Source organism: Adhaeribacter aerolatus (assembly GCF_007991635.1).
GTDB classification, from domain to species: domain Bacteria; phylum Bacteroidota; class Bacteroidia; order Cytophagales; family Hymenobacteraceae; genus Adhaeribacter; species Adhaeribacter aerolatus.
Window position 1 is genome coordinate 38,751 of sequence record NZ_BJYS01000017.1, and the last position, 14,428, is coordinate 53,178.

General features: G+C 45.7%; 13 protein-coding genes. 6 read left to right on the forward strand and 7 right to left on the reverse strand.

What is annotated here, in order from left to right:
- Positions 1-63 precede the first annotated feature (63 nt).
- From ligA to AAE02nite_RS12150, 3 genes are all read left to right on the forward strand, one after another.
- A complete protein-coding gene (ligA, locus tag AAE02nite_RS12140; protein ID WP_146898007.1) occupies positions 64-2,118 on the forward strand; it encodes an NAD-dependent DNA ligase LigA in 2,055 nt (684 codons plus the stop codon).
- Positions 2,119-2,198: 80 nt separating this feature from the next.
- Positions 2,199-3,080: a 4-hydroxy-tetrahydrodipicolinate synthase gene (gene dapA / locus AAE02nite_RS12145; RefSeq protein WP_146898008.1), complete on the forward strand. Its 882-nt coding sequence runs from the start codon at positions 2,199-2,201 to the stop codon at positions 3,078-3,080.
- Between the two features lie 181 nt (positions 3,081-3,261).
- Entirely contained in the window at positions 3,262-3,555 is a 294-nt protein-coding gene (locus tag AAE02nite_RS12150; protein WP_146898009.1) for a hypothetical protein, read from the forward strand.
- Positions 3,556-3,612: 57 nt separating this feature from the next.
- Here the strand turns inward: AAE02nite_RS12150 and AAE02nite_RS12155 are convergent, their stop codons facing one another.
- Together AAE02nite_RS12155 and AAE02nite_RS12160 are read right to left on the reverse strand one after the other, a co-directional pair.
- Positions 3,613-4,353: a (Fe-S)-binding protein gene (locus tag AAE02nite_RS12155; protein WP_146898010.1), complete on the reverse strand. Its 741-nt coding sequence runs from the start codon at positions 4,351-4,353 to the stop codon at positions 3,613-3,615.
- A 5-nt stretch (positions 4,354-4,358) separates the two neighbouring features.
- Positions 4,359-5,207 (reverse strand): hydroxymethylglutaryl-CoA lyase, encoded by an 849-nt coding sequence (locus AAE02nite_RS12160; RefSeq protein WP_146898011.1) that lies wholly within the window; start codon positions 5,205-5,207, stop codon positions 4,359-4,361.
- A 245-nt stretch (positions 5,208-5,452) separates the two neighbouring features.
- Between AAE02nite_RS12160 and AAE02nite_RS12165 the strand changes: the two genes are divergently transcribed.
- The 3 genes from AAE02nite_RS12165 (at position 5,453) to AAE02nite_RS12175 (ending at position 9,036) form a co-directional block, all read left to right on the forward strand.
- On the forward strand, positions 5,453-6,361 hold the full coding sequence (locus tag AAE02nite_RS12165) for a Ppx/GppA phosphatase family protein (protein ID WP_146898012.1): 909 nt from the start codon (positions 5,453-5,455) through the stop codon (positions 6,359-6,361).
- 423 nt (positions 6,362-6,784) lie between these two features.
- A complete protein-coding gene (locus tag AAE02nite_RS12170) occupies positions 6,785-7,792 on the forward strand; it encodes an aldo/keto reductase (RefSeq protein WP_146898013.1) in 1,008 nt (335 codons plus the stop codon).
- Between the two features lie 221 nt (positions 7,793-8,013).
- Entirely contained in the window at positions 8,014-9,036 is a 1,023-nt protein-coding gene (locus AAE02nite_RS12175; RefSeq protein WP_146898014.1) for an LLM class flavin-dependent oxidoreductase, read from the forward strand.
- 140 nt (positions 9,037-9,176) lie between these two features.
- Here the strand turns inward: AAE02nite_RS12175 and AAE02nite_RS12180 are convergent, their stop codons facing one another.
- The 5 genes from AAE02nite_RS12180 to AAE02nite_RS12200 form a co-directional block, all read right to left on the reverse strand.
- On the reverse strand, positions 9,177-10,538 hold the full coding sequence (locus AAE02nite_RS12180; protein WP_146898015.1) for a DegT/DnrJ/EryC1/StrS family aminotransferase: 1,362 nt from the start codon (positions 10,536-10,538) through the stop codon (positions 9,177-9,179).
- 71 nt (positions 10,539-10,609) lie between these two features.
- The gene (locus AAE02nite_RS12185; protein ID WP_146898016.1) at positions 10,610-11,416 is read right to left on the reverse strand and encodes an amidohydrolase family protein; all 807 of its coding nucleotides are present in this window, start codon (positions 11,414-11,416) and stop codon (positions 10,610-10,612) included.
- Entirely contained in the window at positions 11,406-12,389 is a 984-nt protein-coding gene (locus AAE02nite_RS12190) for an amidohydrolase family protein (RefSeq protein WP_246150998.1), read from the reverse strand. Before AAE02nite_RS12190 ends, AAE02nite_RS12185 begins: the two co-directional genes overlap by 11 nt.
- Positions 12,390-12,429: 40 nt before the next feature.
- Positions 12,430-13,371 (reverse strand): amidohydrolase family protein, encoded by a 942-nt coding sequence (locus AAE02nite_RS12195; RefSeq protein WP_146898017.1) that lies wholly within the window; start codon positions 13,369-13,371, stop codon positions 12,430-12,432.
- Positions 13,372-13,612: 241 nt separating this feature from the next.
- On the reverse strand, positions 13,613-14,335 hold the full coding sequence (locus AAE02nite_RS12200) for a 3-keto-disaccharide hydrolase (protein WP_146898018.1): 723 nt from the start codon (positions 14,333-14,335) through the stop codon (positions 13,613-13,615).
- Positions 14,336-14,428 lie beyond the last annotated feature (93 nt).

Sequence of the window (14,428 nt, forward strand, 5' to 3'; positions counted from 1 at the left end):
TTATGGTATGCGCCGACTTTTAAAAATATCCGTAATTTGGAGCGGCGAAAACATTTCATTTCCATGACCGAACAAGAAGCTGCTGCCCGTATTAGCGAACTTAGTGCCCGTATTCACCACCTTAATTACCAGTATTACCAAAACAGCCATTCTGAGGTATCGGACTACGAATTTGATATGCTCCTGGAAGAGCTGAACAACCTGGAAACCCAGTTTGCGCATTTGCGCTTGCCTAACTCGCCTACCCAACGGGTGGGCGGCAGCGTTACCAAAAGCTTTCCGACCGTGGTGCATAAATATCCCATGCTGTCGTTGGGCAACACGTATTCGGAGGAAGATCTGCGCGAATTTCATAACCGGGTGCAAAAGGTGCTGGAGGGCGATTATGAATACGTATGTGAGCAGAAATTTGACGGCGTAGCCATTAGCCTGACTTACCGGAACGGTGAACTGGTAAGAGGGGTTACCCGCGGCGACGGCACCCGCGGCGACGATATTACGGCCAACGTGCGCACCATTAAAACCATTCCGTTGAAATTACACGGTCAGGATTTTCCGGAAGAGTTTGAAGTACGCGGCGAAGTTTTTATGCCTTTCTCGGTTTTTGAAGCGCTTAATGCCGAACGCGAAGATATTGGTGAAATGTTGCTGGCCAATCCCCGCAACGCGGCTTCCGGTACCTTAAAACTACAAGACTCGGGCCAGGTAGCCCGCCGGAAGCTCAGTTGCTACGCCTATGGTTTTCTGAGTACGCCCATGGCTTTCGAAACCCACGCCGAAGCTTTAGCCGCTTTAAAAAAATGGGGCTTTAACGTATCAGATACTTACCAGAAATGCAGCACCCTGGAAGAAGTGCTGACTTATATTAAGCTTTGGGAAACCAAGCGCTTTGAACTGCCTATTGCCACTGACGGCATTGTAATTAAAGTAAACAGCTTTAACCAGCAGGAAGAACTCGGCTACACGGCCAAAAGCCCCCGCTGGGCCATTGCCTATAAATACAAGGCAATGAGCGCTGCCACCCGTCTGCTCAATATCCAGTATCAGGTAGGCCGCACCGGTGCGGTTACGCCGGTAGCTTTGCTGCAGCCGGTGCAGTTGGCAGGCACGACTGTAAAAAGGGCCTCGCTGCACAATGCGAACGAAATATTGAGGCTCGATATTCATACCGGCGATGTGGTTTACGTGGAGAAAGGCGGCGAAATTATTCCCAAAATTACCGGCGTCGATAAATCGCAGCGCTTACCCGAAAGCCAGCCCGTTCAATATTTGGATACCTGCCCGGCCTGTGGCACCCCACTGGTCCGGACCGAGGGTGAAGCACACCATTATTGCCCGAACGAAAAAGGCTGCCCACCTCAAATCAAAGGGAAACTGGAGCATTTTATCAGCCGCCACGCCATGAATATTATGAGCCTGGGCGAAGGCAAAATAGATTTATTGTTCGAAAAAGGTTTGGTAACCACGCCCGACCATTTTTACGATTTAACGCACGAAAAATTATTTGGCCTGAGTAAAGATTATGTGGATGAAAAAACCGGTAAAATCCGCACCATCAGCTTTGGCCAGAAAACTGTAGATAATATTCTGGCTGCCATCCAGAAGTCAAAAGAGGCGCCTTTTGATCGGGTATTATTTGCTTTAGGCATCCGTTTCGTGGGTAGCACGGTAGCGCGTAAACTGGTGCAACATATTTCCAGCATAGAAGCCTTAAAACAAGCTTCCTACGAAGACTTAATTGGCGTACCGGAAATTGGTGACCGCATTGCTTTATCTATCCTGGCCTGGTTCGCCGACCCGGATAATCAGGCTATTTTAAAGCGGTTGCAGGAAGTCGGTTTGCAGTTTAGCCAAGAAAAAGCCACAGCCCATATTACCCAAAGCGATAAATTAGCCGGGTTAACGTTTGTAATTTCGGGGGTTTTCGAACAGCACAGCCGCGAAGAATTGCAGGATTTAATAACCGCTAACGGCGGCAAAATGGTAAGCTCTATATCCAAGAAACTTTCTTATTTGGTGGCCGGCGATAAAATGGGCCCGGCTAAGCTAGAGAAAGCCAATGAGCTGGGTATAAAAATTATTTCCGAAACCGAGCTTTTAACCTTAATAGGTCATTAATATCTTTTGATTTGCGGGATAGTCTGCCTATTTTTGGAACCTGTTTAGTAAAAAAAGCCTGTTGTTTTTAGTAAGATCACATGAATAATTTAAGAGGTACGGGTGTAGCGCTTGTTACGCCTTTTACCAGCCAGCATAAAGTTGATTTTGAGGGGTTAGCCCGTTTGCTGCAATATACCATTTCGGAAGGTGTAGATTACCTGGTGGTAAATGGCACCACCGCCGAATCGGCAACCTTAAACCAAACCGAAAAAGAAGAAATTTTGGCTTTTGTAAAACAACAGGTAAATAACCAGGTGCCGATTGTTTATGGCGCCGGCGGCAACTGCACCGAAGAAATCGTGGAAATTATTTCACACCTGAACCTGGATGGCGTTTGTGCCATTCTTTCGGTTTCGCCATACTACAACAAACCTTCTCAGGAAGGCATTTTTCAACATTATACCCGCATTGCCGATATTTCGCCGGTTCCTGTAATCCTGTACAACGTACCCGGCCGCACTGCCAGCAACATTTCTGCCGAAACTACTTTACGGCTGGCCAAGCATCCTAATATTATCGGTACGAAAGAGGCCTCGGGTAACCTGGAACAATGCATGCAAATTGCCAAAAATAAGCCCGATGGTTTTATGCTGATTAGCGGCGATGATATGCTCACCTTACCCATGATTACTTTTGGAGCTGAAGGCGTAATATCGGTTCTAGCTAATGGCTTCCCGGGCAAATTTAGCCGGATGGTAAAATTAGGTTTGGAACATAATTTTTCTGAAGCCTCTAAAATATTATTCGAGCTTATAGACCTGAACCCTTTAATGTACGAGGAAAGTAATCCGGTAGGCATTAAGGCGGTTTTGGATTTATTGGGGATTTGCCAGCCAGCCGTCCGGCTGCCCTTGGTAGAAGCTTCTCCGGCCTTAAAACATAAATTAGGCAGATTACTACAACACGCGGAAGCTCACTAAAAATTGTACTATTTTGCGCAATCTATATAAAGTAACAAAATAATTGTACTTTATTTTAAATATTTGCATCTATCGCTTTTATTTTTTCGCCTAATTTAGTAGGTTAGCATACCTTAATACTAACAAAACCCGTTAGTATTTAAGCTATTAGCATCAGCATAATTCTAAACCAAGAAAAATTATGGCAAAACCCTACTTTGAAATTTACAACGATTGTCAAAATAAGCTTTCGCGCTTTACCGTAGTTAAAAATATACTAATCAAAGCCGGCTTGCTTTTTACGGCCATTAGTCTGATTGTTTTCGGCATAAATCTAATCAACGAAAGCCAGGATCAAGCTTTGTTAATGGCCTCGGCCGTTTCTTTTATTCTTACGGCTACCTGCTTTCTGGCTTTAGTTCCGGTGAATAATAAAATAAAAGATTTACGCTCCCAGCGCAAATACCGGGTCCGGAATATACTCGTGCACAGTTAAGATTTCTGGAGCGGTATTTTTCAATTTAAATTATAAACCAGGCTCAGGGCAGAAATATTAAAGCCCCTGCGCTAAAACATCGGCCAGGTGCATTACCTTCAGGTTAATGTTTTCGCGGCGCATATATGCATCCAAGTGCATCAAACAGCTTGAATCTGTAGACACTATATAGTTGGCCCCGGAGGCGAGTGCATTTTCTACTTTTTGCTGCGCCATGGCCACCGAAATAGATTCGAATTTTACCGCAAAGGTGCCGCCAAAACCGCAGCAGGTTTCGGTGTCTTCCATTTCGAGCAATTCCAAACCGGTAACATTCTGCAACAAGGCCCGTGGTCCGGCTTTAATGCCGCATTCCCGCAAGGCACTGCACGAATCGTGGTAAGTTATTTTGGCATCCAGCCGGGAACCGGGCACTTTGGTAACCTGCAGCACATCCACCAGAAATTCGCTAAACTCAAATACTTTTTTTTCAAGGTTCCGGTAATTCACAAACTCCGACGAAGACATAAATATATCCGGGTAGGCATTCCGGACCATGCCCACGCAGGAGGCAGATGGTGCTACTACAAAGTTGGTTTGGTCGTTTGTAAAGTCTTTTAAAAATTTGTGGGCAATGCGGCCGCTTTCTTCTATAAAGCCTGCATTAAAAGCCGGCTGCCCGCAGCACGTTTGATTGGGATTATACCGCACCTCACAGTTAAGTTTTTCCAGTACCTTTACCATATTCAAGCCGGTTTCCGGAAACAACTGGTCCACAAAGCAAGGAATAAAAATATCTACAACTGGTTTTCTTTTCATCTGATTTAAACAAAAACGGCTGGTGCCTGCGCCAGAGCGGCTTCTAAAGCTATTTTATTTAACTTCAAAGGTAAATTAATATTTTGGAAGTACCGGATTAAATTTTCCGTGGCCACGTTCCCGACCAGCTGGTCGTTGGCCATGGGGCAGCCTCCAAATCCTTTTAAAGCGCCATCAAAACGCCGGCAACCAGCCTCATAAGCCGCACTTATTTTTTCGGTCCAATTATCTGGCCGCGCGTGCAGATGTGCGCCAAATTTTACCCCTGTAAAACCCGGAATCAAGCGAGAGAATAAAGCATTTATATCCTCCGGGGCGGCAATCCCCACGGTATCGGCCAGCGAAATAATTTTAACTTCCAGCTCTACTAATCGCTGCACAAAATCGAATACAAGGTCTGGGTGCCAGCGATCTCCGTAAGGGTTGCCAAAGCCCATTGATAAATAAACCACCAGCGTTTTACCCGTCCTGGTACAAAGTTCCTGTAGCTGTGCCAGGAGATCAAAGGCTGCGGCTATAGATTGGTTGGTATTGCGTTGCTGAAAAGTTTCGGACAAGGATAAAGGAAAGCCCAGGTAAGTTATCTCCGGAAAATTAGCGGCTCTTTCGGCACCACGCAGATTAGCCACAATGGCCAGCAGTTCCGTAGCGGTATTTGCTAAATCCAGGCCGGCCAGAACTGCTTCGGTATCCTGCATTTGGGGTATCGCTTTCGCAGACACAAAACTGCCGAAATCGAGCGTATCGAAACCTACCTGCAATAAATTATTCAGGTAATGAATTTTTACGCTGGTTGGAATAAAGGCGGGCCACCCTTGCATGGCATCCCTCGGACATTCAATTATTTTAACCATTATTATAAATGAAAAAGTAAATAGGCTTACCTCTATTTATTACCAAAACTAACCGGTACAAGTTATATCATTCACCTCCGGCTTCAACCATAAATTACACTTAGGTATACACTTATTTTTACAACAAATCAGAAATTAAGGCAAAACTAATCTACCCGAAATAGAGTAGCCGTTAAAAATTATAATTTTACCGGCTTACCTGCTATCTTTGGTTCGTTTTTAAATAATATAAATTTTTATTTCGATTGAAATTAGCTGCTATTGATATTGGCTCTAATGCGGTTAGATGCCAGATTTCGAGTGTATTGCACCACCAGGAACGAAATATATTTAAACGGGTTGAATACCTGCGTTACCCCATTAAATTTGGCGAGGACGTATTTACTTCCGGCATTATTTCTACGGCCAAAGAAGAAAGGTTTACCAAATTTCTGCACGCGCTTAAATTATTGATGGAGGTACACGATGTAAGCCATTACATGATTTGCGCTACTTCGGCCATGCGGCAGGCGCACAATGCCCCCGATATTATAAATCGGGTACACGAAAAGCTGGGCATGAAAATTAATGTAATTGATGGCCAGACCGAAGCTGAACTGATAAACAAAGTTATTTACAACCTGCTCGACGAGAAAAATTACCTGCACATAGATGTGGGAGGCGGCAGTACCGAGTTTAACGTTTACATCGGCCGCGAAAAGGTAGCTTCTCAATCTTTTGAAATGGGTTCTATCCGTTACCAGGTGGGCAGCAAAAACGACGAAATCTGGATGGCTATGAAAGAATGGGTTAAAGATAACGCCCGTAAATGCCACGTTTCCAGAGCCATTGGTACCGGCGGTAACATTAATAAGATTTACGAAATGGCCGGTAAGATGGCTGGTAAGCCTATTTTCCGGAAGCAGATTGAAGAGATAGTAACCCAACTGGAAGGCTTGAGCATGGACGAAAAAATAAGCGTTTTGCTCCTGAACCCCGACCGGGCCGACGTAATTGTACCTGCCGCACGTATTTATTTATCGGCCATGAAATGGGCGCGGATCGAAAGTATGCTGGTGCCCACCGTAGGTTTAAAAGACGGCATTTTGCAGGCTCTATACGAAAAGCATTATACCCGGTCGCAGCCGATTAGTGCTGATTTTGAGAATAAGTAGGCTATAATTTAAATTAAAGTGGTGAGTTGTCTATAAACGGAAGCACTATTAAGTAGCGGTAATTATTTCAATGGGGTAATATTTTCTGACGTGGAAAAGATATTGCTCCTGATGGTTGGTTAAATAAAATATAAAACAGATTTAGTTTTTTACCACATTTATAATATTCGCAAATAAATATTTAGCTCTTTCCCTACTTTGGGCAAGGTAAAAACTCATATTTTTTTCCAGGGCAAACCTTTAGTGGATTGTCCTGGTTTTTTACTGCCAGCTAAACTCGTTAGAAGGTAAAAAAGTCTTTTAATTAGCTGTTTCAATTTTTTAGATCTCTTCTTACCGCTACTTCGTACAAAGGCAAAATCTGCAAGAGACCGCCCAGCGAGGCTCATACTTTATGAAAATCAAAAATATAAAAGCATACTAATGGAATTAAGAAAATTAGGAAAATCAGAGGTAATGGTAACGCCTATGGCTTTTGGGGCCTGGGCAATTGGCGGCTGGATGTGGGGCGGCGCCGAAGAAAACGCTGCTATTCGGGCTATTAAGGCTGCTTTTGATGCGGGCATCACCACCATTGATACGGCGCCGGTTTATGGCTTCGGCAAGAGCGAAGAACTGGTGGGCCGGACCATGACAGGCGTTCCGCGCGACCAATATCAGATTCTCACCAAATTTGGAATGAACTGGGAAACCGAGCAAGGCGAATACTTCTTCGACTCGGTAGATAATGACGGTAAACCTTTCCGGATGTTTAAGTGGGCTTCGAAAGAAAAGGTTATGCAGGAATGTGAAACCAGCCTGCGCCTGCTTAAAACCGATTACATTGATTTGTACCAGATTCACTGGCCCGATGCCACCACGCCCGTCAGCGAAACTTTTGAAGCCGTGCAACGCCTGATTGAACAAGGTAAAGTAAGAGCCGCCGGTGTTTGTAATTACAATACTGCTTTGGTAGCCGAAGCCCTTGATACCATCCAACTGGCCTCTAACCAGGTACCGTACTCTATGGTAAACCGGGGCATCGAGAAAGATGTAATTCCACAGGCTCTGGAGAAAGGTTTAAGTATTATTCCGTACAGCCCGCTACAAAGAGGTTTGCTCACCGGCAAAATTAAACCCGGCCATAAATTCAACGAAGGCGATACCCGCGAGGGCAACCTTTTCTATACCGATGAAAATATCCGCCGGACATTAAGCCTGCTGGAGGAAATTAAACCCATCGCGGATGACCACGGGGTTACCCTGGCCCAATTGGCTATAAACTGGACCTTAAACCGTCCCGGTGTAGCCTGTGTTTTGGTGGGTGCCCGCGATGAACACCAGGTGGCCGACAATGCCAAAGCCCTGGCATTTACCTTAAGCACCGAAGAGCTAAATACCATAACCGAAGCTGCCGACCGGTTCAGTCTGGCCCCGGTCAATCAAGGCTAAATGCTGAGGTTGAAAGAGCAGGTAATATTTTGTTTGCCTGCTCTTTTAACTTTATCATACTGCGGGATAAATTTTAGACAGTTATTATTTATTAAAGCTTAGCCAAAGGTAAAAGCCAAGCTCTTCATTCTGTTCAAATTTAACAGCTACTTGCTTGGTTAAACCGGCCAGAAGTATCGGGTGTTGGTATTTACAGAATATAACCCTATTACTGCCGATTAATGATGAAGTTAAAGTTAAGTATTCTGGATCAATCGTTGGTGAATAAAGGGATAACGGCCAGTGAAGCCCTGCACCAGACGGTAGAAATGGCGCGGTTGGCCGATCATTTGGGTTATACACGCTTCTGGGTATCGGAGCACCACAACCTGGCTGCGATTGCGGGCTCGGCACCCGAAATATTAATGGTAAAGCTGGCCGATGCCACGCAGCACATCCGGATTGGCTCCGGGGGTATTATGCTGCCCAACCACAGCGCTTTAAAAGTGGCCGAAAACTTCCGGTTGCTCGAAGCGCTTTTCCCCGGCCGGATTGACCTGGGAATTGGCCGGGCTCCCGGCGGCGACCGGGTTACAGCCTATCTACTCAACCCAGCGAATGATTTCAGCGAAGATAGCTACCGGCAGCAACTTGATTACCTCCAGTTGTTCTTCTCCGATACTGCAGGCACTGAAAAAGGCCAGATTTTGGCTATACCGCAGGCTGCTACCACGCCAATGCAATGGATGCTGAGTTCCAGCGGGGGTAGCAGTAAAATTGCAGCCGAATACGGCATGGGCTTGGCCGTAGCTAAATTTATTAACGGCAATGTTCAACCCGAAGTAGTTACGGATTACCTATTACACTTTAAACCATCTCCCCTATTTCCGGTACCGCAAGCTATTTTATCTATTATTGTACTTTGCGCTGACACGCCTCAAAAAGCTTTGGAGATGCGTAGAGTCCTCGATTACCGGTTCATTCAAATGGAGCGGGGCAATTTTACTTCGCTGAGCACCTACGAAGAAATCCGGGATTATCAATTTTCGGATATGGAATTAATGCGCATCAAAGCCAACGCGGGCCGGGTAATTTCAGGTACTCCCGAAACGGTAAAACCCCAACTGGAAAAGTTGGCTGCTGACTTTGGCGTGGACGAAATAGTAGTTACGACCATGGCCGACTACCCGGAAAGAAGACGTTCGTTCGAATTGCTAGCCGAAGCTTTTGGCTTAACACCACGCCCCGTTACTAAGCCTGCATAATTATTTGGTATGGCGTATTCCTTCAGAAAATCCGTTCAAGTAATCTGCCTAAATTTTTTAAATGAACTACTGGTACCTGCCTGAAGCGGAGATTATATCGGAATGGTTATAAATCAGCGCAAACAACGCTTGCTATTGGTCTAAATGGCTGCTAGTTTGTCACGGTTGTCGTAAACCTTCATAATGGCGTTAATAACATCGTCCATATCCTGTTTGGTACCCAACAAAGAATTTACCCCAGATAGGATTACCATTTCTTCGTTTACCACGGCATCGCAGTTGGGGCATTTTAACTCCTGGCGATATTGCTGCAGACGGGCCGCCGTATACATTTCTTTATATTCGGGTAAACCTAAGATGTGCTCTACCCAAGGTTCGCCGTGTAAGCCCTTGGCAATGTAAGGGCTCAGTTTAACACCTTCGGCCCCGATGGCTTTCAGAAATTTACTCCGGTCGGCGTTTTTAAAATGCTCTTTGTGGTACGACATGGCATAATGGTAATAGCCACCGCTTTCGGTACCGGCATATTGCTTTTGGGGAACCAAACCTTTAAAGCCTTTTAGTTTAGATGCTAAATATTTGGCGTTTTCGTTGCGCAGGTTAAAGCGTTCTTTGGCTCCGGGTAATTGACCCAGCAAAATAGCACCTTCAAATTCATTCATGCGGTATTTGGGGCCAATGGTTACGTTGCTGCCTTTGCGGTCGGTTCCGTGGTTTTGTACGGTATAGCATCTATCCATCAGGGCTTCGTCGCTGCCAATAATAGCGCCGCCCTCGCCGCAGGAAATTTGCTTACTGGCCTGGAAACTAAAACAGCCTACCTCGCCGATGGTGCCTAATTGCTTGCCCTGGTAGCGGGCAAAATTAGCCTGGCACGCATCTTCGATAACCCGCAGGTTGTGCTTTTTAGCCAGGGCCATTATGCTTTGCATGTCGCAGGGCATGCCCATCATGTGTACCGGAATAATGGCCTTGGTATTTTTATTTATTTTTTTAGCTACATCGGCCGGGTCCAGCTGAAAAGAAGCCCGGTCTAAATCGGCTAGAACCGGTAAGGCGCGGCTCGTTAAAATGGCTGATATGGTACCAAAATCGGTATACGGCGAGGTTATTACTTCGTCGCCGGGGCCAATGCCCATGGCCTCCACGCAAGTGGCCAGCGCCTGGGTGCCGGAGCCGGTGCCCACGCAATATTTAGTACCCATGAGTTTGGCATATTCTTTCTCGAAAGTTACTACCGTACCGGAAGGCGACTGAATCCGGGACCAGATACCACTTTTGGTAGTATTGGTAATAGATTCGAGCATTTTATCGTCTACAATCATGCTGGGCCACTTGGGCCAGTCTTTGGTACGTACCGGTGAACCACCCAAAATAGCTAACTTATCGGCTTTGGTGCTGATGGGTTTACCAAAGGACGGAATAGCCTGGGCAACTATGGCCCCAATGGAACCAACGGACACGGCGGTCAAGAAACGCCGTCTGGTAAATTCATTTTTCATTTTTCCCGGATTTTGAAGGTTAATTAAATATTCTTTAAAATCGATCATTCATTCTGCCCAACACGGTTATGTCAGATACCAATCAGGCGTTTGGCGTTGCCCGAGCGCAGCAGCTCTTTGGTCTGGGCATCGGCTTCTGTGTCGTACAAAGATTCTATGCGCAATTGCCCGGTTACATAATCCAGAATAGGCGAATGCGTACCAAAAGCAAATTTTTCTTTACCAAAGTTTTTCAGTTCCACGCCCATATCGTTTATCGAGCGGCCGGAGGTGTCAATCAATAAATTTGTTTTTTTCACCAGCGCCATCTCCTCGTCGGCTAGTTTGGTGGCATTGGCCAGGTTCAGGATAATAAATTTGGCATCGGGCACGGCTTTAATAATGGGCAAAATATTTTTCAGGTTCCACTCCGGTTTGGGTGTACCTACCACGTAATCAATGTCCATCCAGGAGCGCTGGCGGCTGTCTATCATGCGCAAGTTAAAAGCCACCGGAATACCTTTGTCGCGGGCTCTTTTTACCAGTTCAATACATGCCGGGTCGGTAATGTCGTAGTCGTGGTATTTGGGGTACAGGCGCAGGCCCTTCATGCCCATTTTATTAATACAGGTATCAAAATCCTCGCGCCAGCCGGCGTAAATGGGGTTAATCACGGCAAATGGCACAAAGGCATCACGGAACCGTTTATTACTTTTCAGTTCTTCGTAGAGTTCTTCGTTGGCTGATTGGGTATTTTTATAAAATATGCCGTTCAGGTTGCTGATTACCGAAATAGCTACCCCAAACTGATTCATTCTTTTCAGCAGTTTTTCGCAGGTATTGTATTGCAATTGCTGAAAGGGCCAGTGACCCACGTAGGCATTTATATCAATTAACATGTCTTCCGGCCTTTTTTAAAAGGTTATTATAATTATGAAAGAATATTTTCTGCTTTTGGACATCGGTCAGGTTAGCGGCTAATATTTTGCCTACCGACTGGTAATAGCAATTATCGGAACCGAACAAAAGCCGGTCTTCGCCTAACTGGCGCACGGCAAAATCAATCAGGTTTTCTTCGTTATTGGTGCCCGAGGTATCTACATACACGTTGGGCGAATTTTTCAGGGCTTTGCACATATATTCCCAATCGCCCCCGCCGCCAATGTGCGCGTACTGGAAAACACCTTCGGGGTACCGTTTGGCCACCGCTACAAAATCTTCGGGTACCGAAACCCCAGCCGGTTTGTAGCCATTATATTTCATGCGGTAACCGCCTACCCCTAGCTGGCATTCGGCGTGGCTATGAATAACCATTTTCTGGTCGATGAACTTTTCGAGAATGGGTGCATACGAAGGGTCGCTGATTTTAACCTGGTAGTATAATTTGGCGCCATTCATGCCGGCATCGGTGCAGCGCTTTATTTCTTCCAGGGCTTCTTTGGGGTTAAAGGGGTTTACCGTCATGTTGCCGGTAAAGCGGTCGGGGTGCAGCTTCATCACATACAGTACCACATCGTTGTGGTCTTTGTATGCCTCGGTGGTACCTACCGGTACGCCGCTAACCAGTCTGGTAACCGGTTTCGAGAGTACTAACTTTTCTACTCCCAGCCGGTCCATGTAATCTACCAGTTTATCCGCCAGTTTTCTTTGTACAGCTAAATCGCTGCTTCCCAAATCCACGTGCACGTGGGCATCTATCTTCCGGAACTTCTTTACTTCCTGCATTAAATTAAAGGAAGCCGCCGGCTTAACTGCAGATGGAGCATTAGCCGCCGTTGCCGGTAAACCCCAGCTGTTGGTCGCTACCAGTACGCCGGCTGCCGAAAGGGCAGTATCTGTAAAAAATTTCCGGCGGTTCATTTTATGCTTCATAAAGGCTTACATCAAATATTGGTTGGGGAGCTTTGTTCTTTCAAGCAATATTTTTCCCGGATTTTTTAAGAACCCGGTTATAGTTATCGAAGAATATTTTCTTTTTCTGAGTTTCGGTTAAATTGGCAGCCAATACTTTGCCCACCGATTGGTAATAGCAGTTATCGGAGCCAAAAAACACCCGGTCTTCGCCTAATTCTTTCACGGCGTAATCGAGCATGTACTCGTCGTTGCTGCTGCCCGAAGTATCGACGTACACGTTGGGCGAGTGTTTGAGCATTTTGCAGGTGTACTCCCAATCGCAGCCAGCGCCAATGTGGGCAAACTGAAACATGGCTTCGGGGTAGCGCCTGGCTATGTCCACAAAATCTTCCGGTATGGAGGTGTTGGGCCGCATCTTGGTGTCGTACTTCATGCGGTAGCCGCCCAGGCCCAATTGTAACATGGCATGCATGTGGATTATCATTTTCAGGTCGGCCATTTTCTCGACAATCGGGAAAAATAGCGGATTGTTTATTTTAACCTGGGTATAAACTTTTAAGCCTACCATGCCCAAATCCACGCAGCGTTTTATTTCTACCAGCGACTCCTGCTGGTGCTCCACGTTTACCGTAAATTGCCCTATAAAGCGGTCGGGGTACTGTTTTATGGCCTTCAGGACAATATTATTCGATTCGATAAAATCCTGGGGTGTACCCGGGCCGCTGGTAATGGGCCGCGAAATAAACAGCTTTTCGATGCCCAGACGGTCGGCAAATTTTATATTCTCTTCCGGTCCTCCGTGGTATAAATTTACGTGCACGTGCGCGTCTAATTTCCGGTATTTCAGCACATCCTTCATCAGGTTGTAGCTCGCGGCAGTACCAGTGGCCTCGGTAGTTGCGGCGGCATTGCCCCGGAGCGTTTTAGCCGCCAGGGTGTTGCCCAGCATTGCACCTGCTGCCGAAAGGGCCGTACTGGAAAAAAATTTCCTCCGGTTCATTTTTACTTACTTAAATATTTAATCACTTATTTATGCCGCGGCAATATTTAAATGTTCGTTGTTATAAATATTTAATACTTGCTAGTGAAACTGTTTAGAATATTTATTCCGAACAGCTTCGGACACCATTGGTGGTGTTATCACCGCTAATTCTAAAGCTTCTGTCAGCCTATAGGCTGGTGAAAACACCCTGCCAGGCAGCCGTTTCAGCCATTATAAATAATGTTAAACCGCTTAAATATCATAATTCCCGAATCCGGATATTTTTAAAATAAGCTTTGTTACCGTGATCCTGCAGGGCGATGGGGCCGCTTTTAGCCGAGCCGTAATCGGGATAATCTTTCCACTTGCCTTCGGTTTTTTGCTTCGTCCACTCGGGTGTCCAGGCTTCGAAGCTCAAAATTTTGGCACCGTTTAACCAGTGCTCTACTTTACCTTTGTTAAATATTATTTTACTCGTGTTCCATTCGCCCACCGGTTTTAATCTCTTTTTATCATTGGCCAGATTCATGGCGTAGTCGGCACCGGTTTTTTGCCAGTCTTCGAGTTTAGCCGGGAAATTCACATCGTCAATCAGTTGGTACTCGGGACCGGTTTCGGAAGGCTTTTTGTATTTCGGGTTTTCGACTACATGGTAAAACACGCCGCTGTTACTACCCTGGTCTATTTTCCACTCCCAGGTTAATTCAAAATTTTCGAATGGCTGATCGGTTACTAAATCGCCGCCGCTGATGCCCTTTTTAGCGCCTAAACAAACCAGCGCGCCATCTTCAACCACCCAGTTTTTAACTTCACCGGTTTTGTTGTAGCCGTGCCAGCCATTCAGGGTTTTGCCGTCGAAGAGGCTAATCCAGCCTTTCTTTTTGTTGGGGCGGGGATTATTATTGGGTTGACCAATGGCATATGTAAAAACAAAAAAAGTAATGATAGCTAGCAGATTGGCAAGATTCAAAGTTCGCTTCATGATAAATAATGTACTTTAGGTAATTAGTAGCCGGGAATATTTCAGAAACTGGTTTAATAGGTTTATATGGAAGCTGTTCAGAATTTCTTTTTG